The sequence below is a fragment of the Candidatus Poriferisodalis sp. genome (assembly GCF_965204125.1).
GTDB lineage: Bacteria > Actinomycetota > Acidimicrobiia > Acidimicrobiales > Poriferisodalaceae > Poriferisodalis.
Map to the genome: position 1 here is coordinate 216,392 of NZ_OZ241968.1, position 20,476 is coordinate 236,867.

At 67.3% G+C, this 20,476-nt stretch carries 14 protein-coding genes; 3 read left to right on the top strand and 11 right to left on the bottom strand.

Annotation, left to right across the window (positions count from 1 at the left end):
- Positions 1-25: 25 nt before the first annotated feature.
- The 5 genes from ACOGXD_RS01265 to ACOGXD_RS01285 form a co-directional block, all read right to left on the bottom strand.
- Positions 26-2,581, bottom strand: coding sequence for a CaiB/BaiF CoA transferase family protein (locus ACOGXD_RS01265; protein WP_419916123.1), 2,556 nt, complete (start codon positions 2,579-2,581; stop codon positions 26-28).
- A 72-nt stretch (positions 2,582-2,653) separates the two neighbouring features.
- Positions 2,654-5,191 (bottom strand): CaiB/BaiF CoA transferase family protein, encoded by a 2,538-nt coding sequence (locus ACOGXD_RS01270; protein ID WP_419916124.1) that lies wholly within the window; start codon positions 5,189-5,191, stop codon positions 2,654-2,656.
- Between the two features lie 9 nt (positions 5,192-5,200).
- A complete protein-coding gene (locus ACOGXD_RS01275) occupies positions 5,201-6,088 on the bottom strand; it encodes a hypothetical protein (protein ID WP_419916125.1) in 888 nt (295 codons plus the stop codon).
- A gap of 9 nt (positions 6,089-6,097) precedes the next feature.
- A complete protein-coding gene (locus ACOGXD_RS01280) occupies positions 6,098-7,072 on the bottom strand; it encodes a hypothetical protein (RefSeq protein ID WP_419916126.1) in 975 nt (324 codons plus the stop codon).
- Between the two features lie 96 nt (positions 7,073-7,168).
- The gene (locus ACOGXD_RS01285; protein ID WP_419916127.1) at positions 7,169-8,230 is read right to left on the bottom strand and encodes a hypothetical protein; all 1,062 of its coding nucleotides are present in this window, start codon (positions 8,228-8,230) and stop codon (positions 7,169-7,171) included.
- A gap of 64 nt (positions 8,231-8,294) precedes the next feature.
- On the opposite strand from ACOGXD_RS01285, the gene ACOGXD_RS01290 reads away from it, so the two are divergent.
- Positions 8,295-10,325 carry a polysaccharide deacetylase family protein gene (locus ACOGXD_RS01290; RefSeq protein ID WP_419916128.1) on the top strand — a complete coding sequence of 677 codons (2,031 nt, stop codon included), beginning with the start codon at positions 8,295-8,297 and terminating at the stop codon, positions 10,323-10,325.
- 10 nt (positions 10,326-10,335) lie between these two features.
- Here the strand turns inward: ACOGXD_RS01290 and ACOGXD_RS01295 are convergent, their stop codons facing one another.
- Entirely contained in the window at positions 10,336-11,691 is a 1,356-nt protein-coding gene (locus ACOGXD_RS01295) for an LLM class flavin-dependent oxidoreductase (protein WP_419916129.1), read from the bottom strand.
- Between the two features lie 134 nt (positions 11,692-11,825).
- Between ACOGXD_RS01295 and ACOGXD_RS01300 the strand changes: the two genes are divergently transcribed.
- Positions 11,826-12,584, top strand: coding sequence for an NUDIX hydrolase (locus tag ACOGXD_RS01300; RefSeq protein ID WP_419917430.1), 759 nt, complete (start codon positions 11,826-11,828; stop codon positions 12,582-12,584).
- A 31-nt stretch (positions 12,585-12,615) separates the two neighbouring features.
- On the opposite strand, the gene ACOGXD_RS01305 is transcribed toward ACOGXD_RS01300, so the two are convergent.
- Positions 12,616-13,926 (bottom strand): NAD(P)/FAD-dependent oxidoreductase, encoded by a 1,311-nt coding sequence (locus ACOGXD_RS01305; protein WP_419916130.1) that lies wholly within the window; start codon positions 13,924-13,926, stop codon positions 12,616-12,618.
- A 5-nt stretch (positions 13,927-13,931) separates the two neighbouring features.
- Positions 13,932-15,284 (bottom strand): aminopeptidase P N-terminal domain-containing protein, encoded by a 1,353-nt coding sequence (locus tag ACOGXD_RS01310; RefSeq protein ID WP_419916131.1) that lies wholly within the window; start codon positions 15,282-15,284, stop codon positions 13,932-13,934.
- 58 nt (positions 15,285-15,342) lie between these two features.
- Between ACOGXD_RS01310 and ACOGXD_RS01315 the strand changes: the two genes are divergently transcribed.
- Positions 15,343-16,878 carry an acyl-CoA carboxylase subunit beta gene (locus tag ACOGXD_RS01315; RefSeq protein ID WP_419916132.1) on the top strand — a complete coding sequence of 512 codons (1,536 nt, stop codon included), beginning with the start codon at positions 15,343-15,345 and terminating at the stop codon, positions 16,876-16,878.
- 17 nt (positions 16,879-16,895) lie between these two features.
- Here ACOGXD_RS01315 and ACOGXD_RS01320 read toward each other — a convergent pair whose 3' ends face one another.
- The 3 genes from ACOGXD_RS01320 to ACOGXD_RS01330 are packed head-to-tail and all read right to left on the bottom strand — an operon-like array spanning position 16,896 to position 20,430.
- Positions 16,896-17,984 carry a transglutaminase family protein gene (locus ACOGXD_RS01320; RefSeq protein ID WP_419916133.1) on the bottom strand — a complete coding sequence of 363 codons (1,089 nt, stop codon included), beginning with the start codon at positions 17,982-17,984 and terminating at the stop codon, positions 16,896-16,898.
- Positions 17,981-18,973: an alpha-E domain-containing protein gene (locus tag ACOGXD_RS01325; protein ID WP_419916134.1), complete on the bottom strand. Its 993-nt coding sequence runs from the start codon at positions 18,971-18,973 to the stop codon at positions 17,981-17,983. The genes ACOGXD_RS01320 and ACOGXD_RS01325 overlap by 4 nt, the downstream gene beginning before the upstream one ends.
- On the bottom strand, positions 18,970-20,430 hold the full coding sequence (locus ACOGXD_RS01330; protein ID WP_419916135.1) for a circularly permuted type 2 ATP-grasp protein: 1,461 nt from the start codon (positions 20,428-20,430) through the stop codon (positions 18,970-18,972). The genes ACOGXD_RS01325 and ACOGXD_RS01330 overlap by 4 nt, the downstream gene beginning before the upstream one ends.
- Positions 20,431-20,476: the final 46 nt, after the last annotated feature.

Sequence of the window (20,476 nt, forward strand, 5' to 3'; positions counted from 1 at the left end):
GCAACCAGTACGCCGCAGGCGGGAATCAGGCGAGGAGTTCGGCGACGGCGAGTTCGGCTATGCGGTCGCTGTCGTAGCCGAGCACGTCGGTGAGGATGTCGAAGGTGTGCTCTCCGAGAGTCGGGCCACCGTAGGTCACCTGCGCCGGGGTGCGAGACAGAGCGAAGCGGGAGGCGTCGACGATCGTGGTGCCCTGCTTGGCGTGGGGCACCTCGACCTGCTGGCCCCGGTGGATCACTTGCGCATCGGCGGTGTACTCCGGCGAGTTCTGCACGATGTGCGCGGCCACGCCGACATCCTGCAGGCGATGCATCAGCGCCACGCCGTCCTGTCCTCGGGCCCACGCCGAGATGATCTCGTCGAGCTCGTCGTGGCGCTCGTGGCGTTCCGCCAGGCTCAGATCGCCCAGGTCGCCGCGGCCCATCAGTGCAGCCAGCGACTGCCACTGGGCGTCGTCGACGCACGAGATGGCGATCCAGCTGTCGTCGGGCACCACGGCGGGGAACCGGTCGCTGGCTGCCGTCTGGTAGACGCCCTGGGGGGCGATGTGCCGGTCGCGGTTGCCCACCCGGTGCGCCACCCGGCCGTTCACCGTGCGGTCGAGCACTGCCGGCGCCAGCAGGTGCAGCGCCGACTCGGCCTGGGACATGTCTATGTACTGGCCCTCGCCGGTGCGGCGCCGGTGCTCCAGCGCTCCCATCACTGCGGCCACCAGCCAGCGGGGTGAGGTGTAGTCGGTGTAGGCGCCGAACGGCCCGCACGGCGCCCGGTCAGGCCAGCCCACCGGGTAGAAGAACCCCGAGATCGCTGCGGCCATCGTTCCGAAGCCGGCCAGCATCGCCAGCGGCCCGGTCTGGCCCATCAGGCAGCTCGACGCCATGATCACGTCGGGCCGGCGCTCGCGCACCTGCTCCCAGCCCATCCCGAATCCGGCCATGCCCTTCGGCGAGAACGACTCCACGATCACGTCGGCCCAGTCGATGAGGTCCCAGATGACGTCTAACGCGGCCGGCTTGGACATGTCCAGGCAGATGCCTCGCTTGCCGGCGTTCATGTTGTTGTAGAGCGCCGAGTACTCCGGGTCGCCGATGTCGTCACGGAACGGCTGCAGCGAGCGGGCCACTTCCAGTCGGGTTTCGGACTCCACCCGGATGATGTCTGCTCCGTAGTCGGCCAGCACCCGCGCCGCAGCGGGCCCTGCCATCGCCCACATGAAGTCGAGCACCTTGACGTTCTCGAGCGGTCGTGCGGTCGAAGCCGTCTGGGCGCTGACGTCAGCGCCGGTGGCCTCGATGCGGGGCCGCGTCCGTGCCGGTGCTGCATCGGACGCGTCGAGCTCAGCCAATACCTCGTCGGTGTGCTCTCCCAGCTTCGGCGGCGGACCGAGCGGCTGCATCGGCGTGGCGCTGAAACGGGCATAGCGACCCGGGTAGCGCACCTCGGCGGGGCTGCCGTCCCGGTCTTCCAGATCCTGGGCGACGGTCTCCCAGTACTCACGGGCGGCCAGCTGGTGCGAGTTCACCACCTCGTCGGCCGTCCACACCGGGGTGATCAGCACCCGGCGGCTCATGGCCGCATCCAGCAGCTCGGCCTTGGTCTTCGTGGCGAAGAAGTCGTGCAGAACCTGCTTCAGCCGCTCGTACTCCGAGATCGGCTCACGGCCGTCGAGCAGCATCATGGCGTACTCGGTCCAGTTCTTGTCGCGGGTGGCCTCGTCGCAGAAGCCCTCCTCGCACACCCAGTCCATGAGGCTCTGCGTGAAGGCGCGGAAGCCCGGCCCGAACAGGAACGTGACCGACGCATGCCCGTCCTTGCACGGCCACATCAGCTGGACATGCAGACCTTCCACCAGCACTCCGCCGGCGTGGCGGGTCGGCGGCGTCGCGCCCAGTGGCGTCGACAGCGCGTACGACTGGCAGGCCTGGTTCATGCTCTGCTGGGCTGACATGTCCACGTGCTGGCCGAGCCCTGAAACGGTTTGGCGCTCCCACAGGGCTATCAGCGCGGCGCCCGCTGCCTCGGAGGCCGCATTGTGGAACGCCTGCGGGAACAGACCCCCGGTGCGCACCGGTGCCCGGTCGGAATCGCCGGTCATCGCCATGTTCACCGCGGAGGCCTGCAACGTCAGATCCGAGACCGCCCAGTCGGCCTTGGGTCCGTCGGAGCCGAACGGCGAGATCGACACGTACACCAGCTCGGGATTGATCTCCGACAGGGCGCCGTAGCCCAGCCCCAGGGCCTCCATCCGGCCCGGGCCGGCCGATTCGATCAGGATGTCGGCCGCCGCAGCCAGTTCCCGCAGCGTGGCTGCGCCATCGTCGGTCGCCAGGTCCAGCACCACGCTGCGCTTGCCCCGGTTGTAAGCCCAGTGATGCAGTGAACGCTCGGGATCCTCGACATCGCCGGCAAACGGCGCCAGCCGCCGGGCAGACGAACCCTCGGGCGGCTCCACCGCGATGACATCGGCACCCATCTGGGCGAGGATTGCCCCGCACAGATGACCCCGCTCGTCGGTCAGGTCCAGCACCCGGAACGGGCTCAGCATCGAGGCGGTCTCAGAATCACTCGCGGCGTCAGGCATCCGCACATTTCAGCACGGACGCGCATCGCGCTCCGGGCTCAGGTCCGCGCTCCGCTCGCAAAGATGCCGGAGCTACTCCAATAGTTCGGCCACGGCCAGCTCGGCGATGCGGTCGCCGTCGTAGGCGAGCGTCTCGGTGAGCACCTCGAAGGTGTGCTCGCCGAGCGTCGGCCCGCCGCGGTCCACCTGGGCTGGAGTGCGAGACAGCACGAAGCGCGTGTTCTCGACCGTCGTGGTGCCCTGCTTGCCGTGCGGCACCTCGACCAGCGCGTTGCGGTGCAGCAACTGCGGGTCCACCGTGAACTCGGGCGAGTTCTGCACGATGTGGGCGGCCACGCCCGCAGCTTGCAGCTCAGCCATCAGCTCGTTGCCATTGCGGCCGCGGGCCCACGCCGAGATGACGCCGTCCAACTCGTCGTGCCGTGCGTGGCGTTCGGCGGCGCTCAGCGACGCAAGGTCGTCGCGGCCCATGGCGCCAGCCAGCGCAGCCCACTGGCCGTCGTCGAGGCAGGAGATTGCGATCCAGTTGTCGTCGTGGTCGTCGCCGGCCGAGCTGCCCGCAGCGGTCTGGTATGCGCCCTGGGGCGCGAACACCATGTCCCGGTTGGCCGCCGATTCCCAGATGCGGCCGTTGGTGGTCCGCTCCAGCAGGGCCGGTGCCATCAGGTGCAACGCAGCCTCGGACTGGGACAGGTCCACGTACTGGCCACGGCCGGTCTGGCGCCTGTGCTCCAGCGCCCCCATCACCGCGGCCACCAGCCAGCGGGGCGAGGTGTAGTCGGTGTAGGCAGTGAACGGGCCGCAGGGTGCCCGGTCGGGCCATCCCACCGGGTAGAAGAACCCGGAGATCGCCGCAGCCATCGTGCCGAAGCCCGCCAGCATCGCCAGCGGCCCGGTCTGCCCCATCAGGCAGCTCGACGCCATCACTACGTCCGGTCGGCGCTGATGTACTTGGGACCAGCCCATGCCCCATCCGGTCATGGCCTTGGGCGAGAACGACTCCAGGATCACGTCGGCCCAGTCGATGAGGTCCCAGATGACATCGAGCGCTTCGGGTTTGGACATGTCGAGCGCGAGGCCGCGCTTGCCTGCATTCAGGTTGCTGAACAGGCCGGAGCCGTCCGGGTCGCCAACGTCGTCGTGGAATGGCTGGATGGATCGGACCGCGTCGAGCTTGTTGGCCGATTCGACGCGGATGATCTCGGCGCCATAGTCGGCGAGCACACGCGACGCCGCCGGCCCGGCCATCGCCCACATGAAGTCGAGCACCTTGACGCCCTCGAGCGGCGGCGATGTGTGCGCCACCGGCGCAACCGACGCCGGCACCGCGGGCAAGCGCTCTGACGCATTCAGCTCGGCCAGGACTTCATCGGTGTGCTCGCCCAGCGTGGGCGGGCGCCGCAGGTTGACGAGCGGGGTCTCGCTGAACTTTGCAAACGGACCGGGATAGCGGACCGCGGCGGGATCAAACGAGCCCGCGCCGGCGTCGGGCACAACATCGCTGTGGTCGACGTCCTCCCAGTACTCGCGGACCGCCAGCTGCTCGGAGTCGACCACCTCGCCCGTCGTTGACACCGGCGTGATGAGCAGCCGGCGGCTCATGGCCGCATCGAGCAGCTCGGCCTTGGTCTTGGTGGCAAAGAACTCGGTCAGGATCTGCTTGAGCCGCTCGTATTCGGAGACCGGCTCACGGCCGTCGAGCAGCATCATCGCGTACTCAGTCCAGTTCTTGTCCCTGCTGGCCTCATCGCAGAAGCCCTCGTCGTGCACCCAGTCCATGAGGTTCTGGGTGAACGCACGGAAGCCCGGCCCGAACAGGAATGTCACCGAGGCATGCCCGTCGGCACAGGCCCACATGAGCTGGATGTCGATGCCCTGCAGGCTGGCGCCGCCGGCGATCCGCTGCGTCACGGTGGCATTCAGCGACGTGTTGAGCGTCGAAGACATGGATGCCTGGCTCATCGACTGCTGGGCGGACGTGTCGACGTGCTGGCCGAGCCCCGAGCGGGTCTGGCGCTCCCACAGGGCAATGAGCGCAGCGCCGGCCCCTTCGGAGGCCGCGTTGTGCATGGCTTGGGGCAGCGTGCCGCCAGCCCGCAGCGGCGCACGGTCCTTGTCGCCGGTGACGGCCATGTTCACTGCAGAGGCCTGCAGTGCCAGATCTGACGCGACCCAGTTGGCCTTCGGCCCGTCGCTGCCGAATGGCGTAATCGAAACATGGATGAGCGCAGGGTTGAGCTCGGCCAGGACATCGCGTCCGAGGCCCAGCGCTTCTGCCTCGCCCGGCTCGAATGACTCGAACACGACGTCGGCCCCGGCAATGAGCGCCTTGGCCTGCTCGACGCCATCGGCGGCGCCGAGGTCGAGCACCACGCTGCGCTTGCCGCGGTTGTAGGACCAGTGATGCAGCGAGCGCTCCGGTCCTTCGACATCGCCTGCGAAGGGGGCCAGCCTTCGCGCCGACGAGCCTTCTGGAGGCTCGATCGCGATCACATCGGCGCCCATCTGGGCCCAGATCGCCCCGGCCAGGTGGCCGCGCTCGTCGGTTAGATCGATGACGCGGTAGTCGGCCAGAACGCCTCGGGCATCAGTGTTCGTATCCCCACTCATGCGCACATTTCAGCACGCAGACCGACCCGACAAGTCCGCGTACATCAACGAATAGGCAACAGCCGAGAGCGCGCCGAGGATGGGTCCAGCAATCGCGTTCGAGATGAAGTCCCCGTAGGGGCTCGGCAGCGCGAGCAGGCCAAGCCACAGGATCAGCCCCACTGCGATGTTCACCAGGAAGATCAGCGCCGACCGGCCCCACGTAGCCACCTTGTTCCCTGCGAGCAGTCGCCACCATCTCGGAAACCACGGGAAACCCGGCTCCAGGTAGGCGATGACGAAGTGCATCTGCACCAGCGGCATGAAGTACAGGATCGTGCCCAAGATCCCGACGACGAGAAAAGCCACTCCCAGGTACGGATGCATGAGCGACAGCACGAACATGCCAATGCCGAGTGCAATGAGCAGCGCCACAGACACTGCGAGGTACACGATCCCCAGCAGGACGGCCTTCGGCACCCGTGCAAGACCGGTGCGGAATGCCTGCCCGATTGCCGAGGGGCGACCCTCGACGTCATCGAGCGCGACCAACGAGAAGGCGATGGTGGTCGCCCAGCCCAGCAGCCCGATCAGCAGGCTCGCTGCCAGCAGCAAAGCTGCATTGACCAGACGGTCCCCTTCGACTGATTCGAGCCACGTTTCGACCGCCGCTTCAATCTCTTCGCTCTCGACCTCTTGCTGGGCCGTGAGGTCCATGACTTCTTCGAACCTGGGATTTTCGAGGATCTCCTCGTTGATGATGTCGAAGGCTGATGTGAACGCAACGACAGAAACGACGGCTACCGCAGCCGCGACGATGGCAATGACCGCAATCTCACGAAAGCGCCGACCCACAACGCTGAAGGTGCCCCCGATCAGGTCCGGAATAGGCCGGTGCCGCAACTCACCCGATGCCACGGCGAGAGACTATGCCGATCGCGATATAGGGGCGTTGTTTCCGGCGCCCATTTCCTCGCTACGTGTGACGCCCGTCTCCATGACAGCCTTGCTGGCGGAGATTCCCGCCAAATCGGCATAGAGGAGCGTGAAGGCCGTCGTCAGGATGGTGTCGTTAACGACCGCGAGGACGACGCTGAAGCAGAACCAGCCGAGACTTCCGAGGTCAACGGCAACAATCGCCCATGCCGCAGTGCTCGCAACCCGGACGATCTGCCAGAGCAGTACCCGACCCAAGACAGCAGCACGCTGGCCTCGAACGAGCCGGCGGGCCTGGCGGAATCTGGGTCGTCGTTCTTCGATCTTGATCGCAGTGAAGTAGACGTTGATCTGCGGCGCCGCGTAAGCGACGATGCCTGCGGTCAAGTACAGCCACACAGTCAACGCACCACGGTCTCGTTCGAACAAGTACAGCTGCAGGAAGAACACCGGTGCGGCGAATACCGCAAACACGAGAAGGCCGTATATGAGATTGACGGTGATCACCCTGGGAAGGCGACGTGCTGCCAGTCGCAGAGCCGCACCCGGCGCGACCGTGTCGCCGGACTCGGACTGCACGACGAGATTCGCCAATGCCGTGGTGAATAAGTAGAAGCCAATGGCCCCAACGACCAAGCTCACCGGGCTCGCCAACAAGAAACGCAGCTGAATATCGCCGTCGACAGTGTCATCGAAGAGCGGTCGAAGGGCCCAGCCGTACACGAGCGACAGGATCGCCAAGGCGGCCACCGCGGGAAGCGCCACGACGAGAGCGCTGCGCAGGTTCCGAACGCTGAACCAGAAGGTGTCGCGGATGAGCGCTGAGATCGGCCGCAGCCTGCCCCGGTCGGTTTCGGATGGCTTGGTCCAGAAGAACGGTTCAGGCGGATCTGCAGGCGGTGCGTCGGGAGCTTCGATCGGGTCGGCCGGCTCGGCTCTCGGAATCTGGCGAATGATCTGCGGCATTCCCAGCTGAGGTGGCCGCCCAACAGGCACGGATTGAAACCAGCGAAGAGATCGGCCGAGATCCGGTGGCGCGGGATCGAGTCTGACGCGCCAACGTCAGCTCGGCGACTCGACCTCGGCCGGTGCCGATTCCTCCCCGCTGAGCAGGTCGGCGTAAATCAGCAGATGCGCGACGGCGACCACCATGAACACGATCGGCAGGATGATGGCATTGACGATCAGGTCTCCGAAGAGGGGTGCAATCGGCAGCGCGCCGAGCGACATCGACAAGGCGAGCCAGACCAACTCGGCTGCCAGCGAGATCAGGAAAACCCGCCCCCAGATCGCCGCCTTGCGACCCTTCATCAAGTGCCACCAGCGGCGCGGTGAGGGAAGGCGAGGTTCCACGTAAACCATCACGAAATAGACGGCGAGCAGCGGGCCGAACACGAGTGCCGCGCCGATGAATGCGAGAGCCCACAGAATGCCGAGCACAGGCGCTGCCCAGAGCAGGAGCGCACAGAGGCCGCACCCCAGCAGACCGATCGCTAGTCCGATTGCGACACAGAAGGCGAAGATCTTCGGCAGGCATCGCAGCGTCGCCATCAGCGTGCGGTTGGCGTTCACCTCTCGTCCCTGGACATCGTCGAGGGCTAGCCGGGTCGTGGCGATGTCCTGGAGCGTGAAACCGACGACGCTCGCAAGACCGAAGGCCATGAGAAGACCGATCGCCAGCGGAGTCGGCGTCACCTCGAAGGACTCCAGCCACGCGTCGAAATCGACAGTGGAGTCCCCTAGCGGATCGGTGAGTTCCTCGATCTTGGAGAAGAACTGGCCGTCGAACAGTGCGTTCAGGCCCAAGAACAGCATGACAAGCGCCACCAAGTAGCCGGCCACACCGATCAGCGCATACTCGCCGAATCCTCGCCAACGCCGTCCGACAAGCGCGAGGGTGTCCCCGAAGAGCTGCGGGATGCGGCGCAAGTCGCCGGGCCGGCGCCGGGGGACATACTGCGGTGGTCGACCCGGATTGGATCCAGGAGGCGGTGCAGGCCGTGGCCGCCCGGGAGGCGGTGGTGACCACAGTCCGGCTTCGTCATCGTCCTGGGAAGACGGAGCGTGTCCATCGCCGTCGGACGGCGGCGGCACGGATCGGGGTCGCTCGTCGCTCTCGGCCACGGCCAGATGTTAGGTCGGCCGCTACTCCTGATGGTCGGCAAGGGACGCGCGTAGCGTCGCAGGCATGGACAACACGGCATCTGGCCTGATTGCACCGCTGCCCGGCAGCTTGGCGCCGCACCGGGTGAGGTACCTGCCGATCACCGACCGGCCGCGTATCCGGTGGCCGAATGATGCGCGTGTGGCGCTGTGGATCGCCCCGAACGTGGAGCACTACGAATTCCTGCCGCCGCGGGATCCCCAGCGCAACACCTGGACGCGCTCGCCGCATCCAGATGTGCAGGGCTACAGCTACCGCGACTACGGCAACCGGGTGGGCTTCTGGCGCATGGCAGAGGTGCTTGATCGCTTCGGCGTCGTTGCCACGGCCTCCACCAATCTCGCCGTGTTCGACCACTACCCCGAAGTGGGCGCTGCGATGGTCGAGCGCGGGTGGGAGATCATGTCCCACGGCATCTACAACACCCGCTACATATCTGCGATCGACGAGACCGCCGAGCGGGCGTTCTACATCGAGTGCATCGAGGCGCTGCGCAGCCACACCGGGCAGCAGTTGCGGGGAATGCTCGGCCCTGCCGTGTCCAACACCGCGGCGACGCCCGACCTCATGGCCGAGGCCGGGTTGATCTACCACGCCGACTGGTTTCACGACGACCAGCCCGTGCCGCTTGCAACCCGCAGCGGGCAGCGGCTGGTGTCGGTGCCCTATTCGATGGAGCTGAACGATGTGCCGGTGTTCACCCAGCACTTCGACACCGACGAATTCGTGGCGATGGCGAAGGCGCAGCTCGATGTCCTGCGCCGCGAAGCCGACGACGGCGCCGGCGGTCGGGTGATGTGCGTGGCGCTGCACCCCTACCTGATGGGCATGCCGCACCGGGTCGACGGACTTGCGGCGATGCTCGACTACCTGATGAGCCACGACGACGTGTGGCAGACCACGGCCAGCCAGATCGCCCAGCACTTCATCGACCATCACTACGACCACTTCGTCGCTCACGAGCCTGAACCGCCGGCAGATCGACCCAAGGTTGCGGCGACGGCCGCAAGCTCGGCCGGCACCACTGCTGCCAACCCCGGCTCGGCCAGCCACGCAGCCGGGAGTGCCGCTACCGAGGACTGGGCGCAGGGCTACGAGTTCGGCCCTGCTCAGCACCAGCACGGCATGGACCACCCCTACTACGACTGGTCGCCGTTGCCGAGCCGGCCCCGTTTCGAGTGGCCCGACCGCAGCCCGCTCGCCGTCGGCGCCGTCATCGTGCTCGAGCACGTCGAGTGGGAGCCTCCTCCCGACGCCTACTCGCTGCGCCGCCGCAGCGGTGGGCTGGCACGCCTGCCTGCACCCGACTACCCCCAGCTCACCATCCGCGAATACGGCCACCGGGTCGGCATCTTCCGCCTGCTTGACCTGCTGGACCGCCATGGCATCGCGGCCACCGTCGCCGTCGATGCGCTGACTGCTGAGCACTACGGCTGGCTGGTCTCGCATCTGGCTGAGCGCGGGTGCGAGATCGCCGGACGGGGCATCGCTGCCACCCGGCTCATCACCTCCAAGAACACTGAAGAGGAAGAGCGGGATGCCATCGCCCGAAGCCTCGACGCGATCGGGTCGGCCACTGGCATCCGCTCGACCACGTGGTTCTCCGCTGAGGGGGTCGAGTCGTTCCGCACGCCGGCGCTGCTGGCCGAGGCCGGGGTGGACACCCTGCTCGATTGGCCCAACGACGAGCAGCCCGTGCTCATGACGACGGACGGGGTGCTGGCCGGTGTGCACCGACCCGAAGGCACGGCACCGATGGTGTCGCTGCCGCTGTTCCTCGAAGCCGATGACGAGTTCGCGCTGTGGCACCGGCGTGTGTCACTCGACGGCTGGGGCGAGATCCTCACCGGTGCCGCAACACGCATGCACCGCGACGGTGCTGACCACCCGGCCGGAAGCCGCCTGCTGATGCTGACGCTGCGACCGTGGCTGGCGGGCCAGCCCTTCCGGGCCCAAGTGCTCGACGATGCACTCGCGCAGGTGTCCGCACTCGGCAGTCTCCACACGGCCACCGCGAGCGAGCTGGCTTCCCACGCACGTTCGACACTCCGCTGAGACCGGGCAGCTATGCCAGGCGCCAGGCTCCTGGCTCGGGTAGGGGCAGGCTGAGGTGGTCGCGCAGCGTGGTGCCGCCGTACTCGCGGCGGAACAGGCCGCGGCGCTGCAGCTCGGGCACGACCAACTCGACGAAGTCTTCGAAGGCTCCCGGCATGTGGGTGCCTGCGATCACGAACCCGTCTACTGCGCGCTCGGTGAACCACTCCTCGAAGTAATCGGCAAGCTCGACGGGCCCGCCCACGGTCGGGTGCGCCAGTCGGCCCCGTCCTGACACCTGCACGAAGTCGCGCACGGTGGGGTTAGCCCTCCCGGTGATCTGCAGCACCTGGTTGCGGATGCCCTGGATGCCGGTCATGGCGTCGAGGTCGTCGTCGGACAGCGGCTCGTCCAGCTCACGGCTGGCGAAATCGAAGTTCAGCCCTTCCGACAGCAGCGAGAGATCGTCCACCAGCGTCGGCAGCTCGTCGTAGGCGGCACGGCGATCCTCGGCTTCGGACATGGTGCGGCCCACCACCGGGAATGTCAGGTTGGTGATCTTGACGTGGTCCGGATCGCGGCCGAGTGCCGCGATCTGGGATTTCACAGCGGCGTAGTGCTCGACGGCGCTGTCGAGTCGCACCTGGCTGACGAACAGCAGCTCCCCCCAGCGAGCCGCGAACGTGGTGCCGCGACCGCTCTGGCCGGCCTGGATGACCACCGGGTGTCCTTGCGGTGTGCGGGGGACCGTGAACGGTCCACGAGAAGTGAACCACTGGCCGCGGTGGTCGAGCCGGTGGACCCGGTCGCCGTGCGCATACAGCCCGCTTGCCCGGTCGGCAGCAATCGCGTCGGCCTCCCACGTATCCCAATGGCCGTGCACCACCTCCATGAACTCGTCGGCCCGGTCGTATCGCTCATCATGCGCAGGCGCTTGAGCAAGGCCCATGTTGCGGGCCTCGTTGTCGTTGACCGAGGTGACGACGTTCCACGCCGCTCGCCCGCCGGTGAGATGGTCCAAGGTCGCAAACACACGGGCCACGTGGAAGGGCTCGTAGTAGGTGGTCGAGTAGGTGGCGCCCAAGCCGAGCCGGGTGGTGGCCATGCCCATCGCCGTGAGCACCGTGACCGGATCGAGCTTCACACAGCGGATGCCCGCCTCCACCGTGTGCCGGTGGTCTCCGCCGAGCATGTCGGGCATCGCCAGCCGGTCGTCGAAGAAGCCGAGATCGAAGAAGCCCGCTTCGAGCACGTGGCCGATGTGGCGGTAGTAGTCGAAGCTGGTGACGTCGTGGCGGGCAGCGGGGTGCCGCCAGGCAGCGGGGATGGTCGTGCAGTTCTGCGCCTGCAGAAAGCCCACCAGCACGATCTGACGCTGAGCGTTCACGCCCAGCGATGGTAGAGAGCAATCGCGCAAGAGGGCGGCTCACCGGCGGCCTGCACACCGATCAGTCGATATCGCCCGCTTGTCGGATCGGCACAGGGACAGTCGCGGTGTCAAACTCTGCGGCCATGCCGGCCATGCCCGAAGCAAGCGAGATCGCGCACGACGCCGCGCTGCGGGTGCGGCTGGCGGCCAACCTGGCCCGCCACGAGGTACGGCAGCACCCGGGCGGAGGTCGCAAGCACGCTGCGGTCGCAGTGATCGTGCTGGACAGCGACGCCGACCTGCACGGATCGGATCCCGCATTCAGCGGCCTCGGCGCCGACGAGCGGCGCGAGCTGCTGGCAGACATCCCAGGCGCGATCGACGACCCGACGCTCACGGGCGACGTCGAGGGCACTGCGGGCGGGGCAGCCGTGCTGCTGACCCGCCGCGGCTCTCATCTGCGCGGCCATCGCGGTCAGTGGGCGCTGCCCGGCGGCCGGGTGGACGACGGCGAGACCGTGCTCGAAGCAGCCATCCGCGAGTGCTCCGAAGAGGTCGGACTGGAGCTGACCAGCGATGACCTGCTCGGTCAGCTCGACGACTACCCCACCCGCTCGGGCTATGTCATCAGCCCGTTCGTGTTCTGGCTGTCCGACGATCGTGAGCCGGTGGCGAACCCGGCCGAGGTGGCATCGGTGCATCGGGTGTCGTTGCGAGAGCTGACGCGGCCCGACTCTCCCCGATTCGTGAGCATCCCGGAGAGCGACCGTCCCGTCGTGCAGGTTCCGATCGGCGGCGACCTGATCCATGCGCCCACCGGCGCCGTGCTCTACCAATTCCGCGCCGTCGCCTACGACGGCCTCAACACCCGCGTCGACGAGCTGGAGCAGCCCGTGTTCGCATGGTCTTGACCATGCGAACCATCAGACACAGCGCCTGGCGCTAGCCGAGCACGGACATCGACGAACCGTGGAGATCACGGTTGCGTGAGAACGTGCCCATGTCGATGTCGAAGCCGGTGTGCTTGCCGGTCACCACGACAGGTTCGGCATCATGGTCGTGGCCACCTTCGACCGCACCGATCAGCTCCGCCATGCAGTGCCCGGCCACCGCAGCATTCTTGAACTGGTTTCCGCTGGTGCCGATGGCCACATAGAAGCCGTCGAGCGACGTGCGGTCGTAGATCGGGATCCAGTCGTCGGTCACGTCGTACACGCCTACGACGCCCCTTGGCTGGTGCGGCAATCCCAGTTCGGGCATGCGCCTTGCGAACCGCAGCACGTGGGTCTCCCACTGCTCGCGGGTGAGATCCTGCGAGCAATCGTCGATCTCGTCGGCGGTAAGCCATTCCAGGTCGGCCATGTCTAGTTCGAGCGAGCCAATCAGGATGTTGTTGCCCACCTCGGGCCGCACGTAGCAGCCGCAGTCGTCGTCGGCCATCGCCGCGCCGACGTGCTCGAAGTCGACCCCAGCCGGTGAGGGCACGTGGTACACCTCCTTGCGCTGCGGCCGGTTGCTGACCGTCATGTCGTCGAGCACGCCCGCCAGTTCGTTGATGGCACTGCTGTGCGGACCGGCGACATTCACAACCACAGGCGCAGCCAGCACTTCGCCACCCGCCAGCACGACTCCTTCGGCTCGTCCCGATCCGGCGATCCCCACGACGGTTTCGCCGAAGCGAAACTCTGCCCCTGCGGATTCGGCCGCCAGCCGGAGATTGTGGGCCGCGAGCTGGGGGTCGCCGACGTAGCCAGCATCGGGCGTCCACAGCGCACCTTCCAGCTGCGAGGTGGACTCGGCCCAGAAGTCGGGATCGCTGATCTGCCGGGGCGGGCCGAAGCGCGACAGGTCGAAGAATCCGAGCCGGGCTGCCGCCTCGTCACGATCCCAGATCTCGTAGGGCACGCCGAGCGCGTCAAAGTGCGGAACGGGCAACAGGTGCGGACCGTCGCCGCTGATCAGCGTGAGCATCCCGCACTTGGTGAACGAGGAGTAGCCGGCCTCGTCGCAGTCGCCGATGTGCGCAGGCCAGTTCAGCCAGTACTGCAGACCCTCGTACGACATCGCCACCCCCGCCCGGGTGGAATACGTGAATCGCACGATGGCCGAGGACGAGCTGGTGGAACCCTGGCCGGCGCCTGGGTTGCGATCGACACCCACCACCCGCCAGCCACGCCGGGCCAGCTCACAAGTGACGGCGTTGCCGATGACACCCGCCCCGATGACGACGGCGTCGTAGCCCTGCTCGCTCATCCGCTTCAGCCGATGCGGATCGGCTTGTCGATCGCCGCGGTCAGCACCTCGGGGTCGCCGTCGGTCACCAGCACATCGTCCTCGATGCGGATGCCGCCGAAGCCCCGCAGCTCGTCGACGCGCTCCCACACGACGCTCTCGGCGAACTTCTCCCGCCGAGCCGGGTCGCACAGCAGGGCGTCGATGAAGTAGACGCCGGGTTCGACGGTGGTCACCATGCCGGGTCCGAGTACTCGACCCGGTCCCAGCTTGGACAGCAATGGATCGTCGCTCGGTTCCCGGCTGTACGGGATGCTCGTGATGTCGTGCACCGACAGGCCCAGCAGGTGGCCGAGCCCGTGGGGGAAGAACAGCGCCACCGCGCCGGCTGAGACGAGTTCTGCAGGGTCGCCCCGGAGCACGCCCAACTCGACGAGGCCGGCAGCCAGGATGCGGGCGGCAGCCAGGTGCACCTCCTTCCAGACGATGCCGGGACGGCACATGTCGATGGTCTGCTGCTGGGCGCTGAGCACCAGCTTCCACAGGAACTCCTGCTCGTCGGTGGGATCAGCACCCACGACCATCGTGCGGGTGACGTCGCTGGCGTAACCACCGAACTGCGCGCCGGCGTCGATGAGCAGCAGGTCGCCAGCTTCGACCGTGCGGGTAGCGGGGCGCAGCGGGTCGTCGCCCGCGTAGACGTAGTGCAGGTAGGCGCCGTGCGGCCCGGAGGCAACGATGCTGTCGTAGGCCACACGGGGTGCTCCTGCGGCGTAGAACTGCGCCTCCATGCCCACCTGAATCTCGCGCTCGGTCATGCCCGGCGCTGCGTGCTGGTACACCCACTCGAACCCTGCGGTGCTGGCCGCAGCAGCCTGGCGGATGTCGTCGAGCTCGGCATCGTCCTTGCTCATGCGCTCCAGCGCGATCGCTGCACTCAGCCTCAGCACCGCGTTGGCAGGGTCTTGCGCTTCGCTGTCGTCCGACGCTGTCGGCACGGGCAGCGCCTGGGGCATGGCCGCGCCGGCGCCCAGCTCGATGAGCTTGCGCTCGCTGCGCTGTTCCAGCCAGGCCTCCAAGTCATCCAGCGGTTGACCGACTGGCCTCGGCGGCTGCTCCCAGACGAGCCGTTCGGGCGTGAAGCGGGGCCCGAACAGTTCCCACTCGCCGACGGCAGCATCGAAGGCGAGCGTGGTGCCTGGGGAACCCACCGCTGTCAGGTAGGCGACATCGGGATGGGGCAGAAACGCAAAGTGCTGATCGGTCCCCGACCAGCCCGCCGGCTCGCCAGCGCGCAATACCACCACCTCGTCAGTGAGCTCCCAGCGCTTGGCCACTCGCGCCCGGCGCTCGGCCAACACCTCGTCGGTCGGCTTCACGCCGCGCACCCTAACGCCACGGGTTCGCCTACCGGCTCAGCCTCTAAGTTCTTGCTGCGTGAGTGACGAAGCTTCCCCGGAATCAGATGTGCCGCCGCTGCTGGCCAAGGCCATGGCAGCCAAAGAAGCCACGCTGGACGAGGCGCGGCCCGCAGCGGTCGAGCGCCAGCACGCCCGCGGCCGATGGACCGCTCGGGAGCGCATCGCCGCCCTGTTCGATCCCGGCACATTCGTGGAATACGGCCAGCTCGCGCAGCCCCAGATCCGCTCGCTGGGCGATGCACCAGCCGACGGCCTGGTCATGGGCGTCGGGCGAGTGGACGGCGTTGCGGTGTGCGCCTTCACCTACGACTACACGGTGATGGGCGGCAGCCAGAGCCCGCACAACCATCGCAAGGTGGACCGGATGATGGAGGTGGCCGAGCGAAACCGCTGGCCGGTCATTTTCTGGTCCGAAGGTGCCGGAGCGCGCGCCACCGAGCTGTACTACGCGAGCGGCACGGTGACGACCTTCATACAGCTGGCAAAGATGTCGGGACTGGTGCCGATCGTCACGATCCTGTCGGGACCGAGCTTCGCGGGGCAGGCGAACATCGCCGGAACCTCCGACGTGGTGATTGCGACGAGGGACTCGACGATGGGGCTGTCGGGACCCCCGCTGGTGAGGTCCGCCACCGGCGAGGACTTGACCCCCGAGGAACTGGGCCCCATGTCGTTGCATGAGCGGACCGGCACCGTCGAATTGGTAGTTGAGGACGAAGCGGAGGCCCTGCAGACAGCGCGCAGGTACCTGTCGTATTTCACCGACGTGGCAGCTCCCCCGCCGCCGGTCGCGCACGATCAGACGCCGCTGAGGTCCATAGTCCCGGAGAACCCGCGCCGCGCCTACGACGTGCGCAAGATTGTGGCGACGCTGGCCGACGAGGACTCTGTGATGGAGCTTCGCCCGCTCTTCGGCCGATGCCTGTCAACCTCGCTGTGCCGCATCGCAGGACACCCTGTCGGCGTGCTCGCGAACAACCCGATGTTCGGGGCGGGCGCCATCGATGCCGAAGGCTCGGCCAAGTTCTCGCGCTTCGTCGAGCTGTGCAACGCCTACGACCTGCCGCTGCTGTTCCTGTGCGACACACCCGGCTTCATGATCGGGACCGCGGCCGAGAAATCAGCAATCGTGCGTCACAGCGCCCGCACCCTGGTGGCGCTGAGCACCGCCGACGTGCCGATCCTCACCGTGATTCTGCGCAAGGCCTACGGCCTCGGCTACTACGCAATGGGCTGCGACGCGCTGGATCCCGACTTGTATGTCGGCTGGCCGACCGCCGAATTCGGCGGCATGGGCCTCGAAGGCGCGGTCAACATCGTGTTCCGCGACGAGCTCGAAGCTGCGCCCGACGAGGCTACGGAGCGTCAGATCCGAGACCGGCGCGTCGCAGAGTGGAAGGAGCGCAACACCGGCCTGGAATACGCTCGGTCGTTCCTGCTGGACGACATCATCGATCCGGCCGAGACGCGAGACCTGATCGCCCGATTGCTCGCGACGTTCCCGACACCGGCACGGCGCGAGGGGCGCAAGCACCCCATCGATCCCTGGTAGCGGCGCCCCGGCCTTGACTATTGCTGCTGTTGCTGCGCTGCCTGTTGCTGGGCAGACGTATCTGTGGACGGGCTGACCGCCACGCGGGCCTGGCGGCGGATCGGCTCGGTGACCATCGACACCGGCGCCGTGGGCTGGGCGATGATCACCTCGGCGTCCACCTTGGCATCGGCTGATCCGTTGAACACGCCGCGCACGGGTGGGACGTCGTTGTAGTCGCGGCCGTAACCGATCACCACATGCCGCTCGCTCACTGATCCGCCGTTGGTGGGATCGAGCGCATGCCAGCCGTAGCCGGGCACCGCAGCTTCGATCCATGCGTGCGTCTGCACCGAGATTGCCGTCGGGCTGGCAGCCGGCGCGCGCTCGGGAGCGAATACGTCCTCGCCGACGAGCCCGTGGCTGTTCCCGTCAGCACCGGCGCCGCTGCCGGATGCTCCGTCGCCGGCTGCAGGTGCACTGTCACCGGGACCCTCGTCGAGCCGTGTCTCATCCAGCGCGAACAGGTAGCCGGAGACGTAGCGAGCGGGGATGCCGATGCAGCGAAGCATGCCCACGGCCAGATGGGCGAAGTCTTGGCAGACCCCCCGGCCGCCGTCGATCAGCTCTTCGAGTGTCACGCCGATGGAGGTGGAGCCGCGCTCGTAGGTGAGCACCGTGGGCACCGCCTGGGCCACGGCCTGCACGCACTCGCTGACGTCGTCGGCGGCGCCGCGTACGGCCCATGAGGCCACCTCGTTGACCAGCTCGCCCCATTGCACATGCTGGGATGGCGCCAGGTATTCGACGTGCTCGTTGACGAACTGCTGATCACCCAGCCGCTCACAGCTCACCGGTGCCGGGGCACCGTCGGTCGGTGTGGTCTCCACGGAAGCCTCGGCCACCACCAACAGATCGTCATGCAGTGCGCGCATGCCCAGATGGTCGACGGTCGTGCCGAAGTAGTCGCGTGTCTGCAGCACGCGGGTCGCCGGGGTGGTCGTCAGCCGGTACGACAGCACCTGCTGGCGCAAGTCGTCGCGAGGTCGTACGCGGATCTCGTTCTGCGACTCCGAGACGGGCTCGGCGTAGGTGAAGTGCAACCGGTAGGCGATGTCGAGTCTCATTGCAGCCTGCCGTTCCCGTCTCCAGGTCGCACGAACTGCGCATGCACTTCGGCGAAGCTCGATCTCGCCACCGTGCTGGCGTGCACATCGGCAGCTAACTCGGCCAGCGCCGAGCCCAGGTACGCCAGCTCAGTTTCGGGTTGGGCCAGCAGCTCGTCGAGCTCGCCGTACTCCAAGTGCGCCCTCAGTGCTCCGGCGCGCCGACGGGGTGTGGCGACGGCCCCCGCGGCCGCGGCGAGATCTTCCAGGCGCAGCTCCACCCGTCCGAGGCACCACAGCACCGAGCGGGGCATTTGCTCGTGCTGCAAGAGGAACTTCGCGACTGCATGCCACTGCGGCGAGTGCCCCAGCTCGCGACGTGCAGCCTGCAGCGAATGCGTGAACGCCAGCAGGCGATTCCCGTCGAACACATCGCTTCCGGTGCCCAAACCAGACTTCAGCAGTTCCACCGTCAGAATCGATCGTTCGAGCAGCCGGCCCGCCTCCATGAAGGCGTACCCCTCGTCGCGGCTCATCGACTCGGTCATGACGCCGCTGAGCGAGCGACACCCGCGCCGGGCCGTGATCACCGACATGCGTGACACCTCGCCGCCGGTCTGCTCCCGAGCCGCAGCGCCGACGGATTTGGCGCTCTGCATGAGGATGTGCAGGCTGTTGGCCTCCTCCCAGAGCTCTACCGGGATGCGGTCGCGCACGATGCGCAAGTTCTCCCTCACCGCCTGCACAGCCGACACCACTGATCCAGGGTGCGAGTCGTCGGAGACCAGGAAGTCCATGACGGCATACGGGCCGGTGCCGACCTGGGCCGCCACGAACTCGTCCTGCAGCCCGAGCGCCTGCACCAGCCGGCGGGATGCCAGACGCGCCTCAGTAGCTTGACGGTGCATGACTGCATTGGTCTCGACCGACACGCACCGAGCGATGGTGTCGGCCCGCTCCAGGTAGCGGCCGGCCCACAGCAGGGAATCGGCGTGCCGGGCGAGGATCATGTCTGCGATCCCTGCGGGGCGAGCACCCAGGTGTCCTTGGAGCCGCCGCCTTGTGAGGAATTCACGATCAGCGAGCCCTTGCGCATGGCCACCCGCGTCAGGCCGCCGGGAAACACCTGCGTGCGCTCCCCGGTGATCACAAACGGCCGCAGGTCGAGATGGCGCGGCTCGAGCACGTCGTCGCACATGGATGCCAGCGTCGATAGCTCCACGACCTCTTGGACCACCCAGTTGCGCGGATCGGCCTCGATTTCGGCACGCGCATTCGCCAACTCCTCGTCGGTGGCATTGCGCCCGATGACGATGCCGTAGCCACCCGACTCGCCCACTGGCTTGATGACCAGCTCGTCGAGCCGTTCGAAGGCCGCCTCACGCTGATCGGGCTCCCACATCACGTAGGTCTCGACGTTGGGCAGGATCGGCGCCTCGCCGAGGTAGTAGCGGATCAGGTCGGTCACGTAGGGGTGGATGGCCTTGTCGTCGGCCACGCCGTTGCCGACGGCATTGCAGACGGTGACCGTGCCGGCGCGCATGGCGCCAAGCAACCCCGGCACGCCGAGCGTGGAGTCGGGCCGGAACGACACTGGGTCCAAGAACGAGTCGTCGATGCGCCGGTAGATCACATCAACCGGAACGAGGCCCTCGATGGTGCGCAGGTACACGACATGCTCGTCCACCACCAGGTCGGGCCCTTCCACGAGCTCCACGCCCATCTCCCGGGCCAAGAACGCGTGCTCGAAATACGCCGAGTTGTAGATGCCCGGCGTCAGGATCACGATGAGCGGCTTGTCGCCCGCCCCCGTGGGCGCCACCGACTCGAGCGCGGTGCGCAGCATCCGGCCGTACTGGCTGACAGGTTCCACGGTGTGGTCTTCCCAGACACGGGGGAACGCCCGGGTCATCGCCGCCCGGTTCTCGATGACGTAACTGATGCCGCTGGGGTTGCGCAGGTTGTCTTCGAGCACCCGGTACTGGCCCTCGGCATCGCGCACCAAGTCGATGCCGGCGATGACGCAGTGGGCGTCATGGGGCACGCTGACGCCGAACGCGTTGCGCTCGAAGCCGTCCGACGACTGCACCAGCCATGCGGGCACGACGCCGTCGGCCATGGCCGCCCCCTCGCCGGTGTAGATGTCGGCCAGGAACCGGTTCAGGGCGGTGACGCGCTGGGCCAAACCGCGCTCGATCTCCTGCCACTCGGTTGCGGCGATCAGCCGGGGGAACAGGTCCATCGGCCACGTGCGCTCGGTGCCCTGCGAATCGCCGTACACCGTGAACGTGATGCCCTGGCGGCGGAACTCCTCTTCGATGATGCCTTCGCGGCGCCGCAGCTCAGCCGAGTCGAAGTTGGAGAAGCGCTCCACAATGGCGGCATAGAGCGGGCGGACGTTGCCGTCACGGTCGAACGCTTCGTCGTAGGCGAGCTGGTCGGCGTCAGACCTTCGTAGCTCCGCCATGGCCCATTTGATAGCGCGTCACGGGATATGGCGGTGCCATTGTCGG

Excerpts from the sequence above, each read along its gene's own strand:
- ACOGXD_RS01330 (WP_419916135.1), bottom strand. The coding sequence starts at position 20,430 with ATGGCGGAGCTACGAAGGTCTGACGCCGACCAGCTCGCCTACGACGAA.
- ACOGXD_RS01290 (WP_419916128.1), top strand. The coding sequence starts at position 8,295 with ATGGACAACACGGCATCTGGCCTGATTGCACCGCTGCCCGGCAGCTTG.
- ACOGXD_RS01305 (WP_419916130.1), bottom strand. The coding sequence starts at position 13,926 with ATGAGCGAGCAGGGCTACGACGCCGTCGTCATCGGGGCGGGTGTCATC.
- ACOGXD_RS01280 (WP_419916126.1), bottom strand. The coding sequence starts at position 7,072 with ATGCCGCAGATCATTCGCCAGATTCCGAGAGCCGAGCCGGCCGACCCG.
- ACOGXD_RS01320 (WP_419916133.1), bottom strand. The coding sequence starts at position 17,984 with ATGAGACTCGACATCGCCTACCGGTTGCACTTCACCTACGCCGAGCCC.
- ACOGXD_RS01300 (WP_419917430.1), top strand. The coding sequence starts at position 11,826 with ATGCCCGAAGCAAGCGAGATCGCGCACGACGCCGCGCTGCGGGTGCGG.
- ACOGXD_RS01270 (WP_419916124.1), bottom strand. The coding sequence starts at position 5,191 with ATGAGTGGGGATACGAACACTGATGCCCGAGGCGTTCTGGCCGACTAC.
- ACOGXD_RS01265 (WP_419916123.1), bottom strand. The coding sequence starts at position 2,581 with ATGCCTGACGCCGCGAGTGATTCTGAGACCGCCTCGATGCTGAGCCCG.
- ACOGXD_RS01325 (WP_419916134.1), bottom strand. The coding sequence starts at position 18,973 with ATGATCCTCGCCCGGCACGCCGATTCCCTGCTGTGGGCCGGCCGCTAC.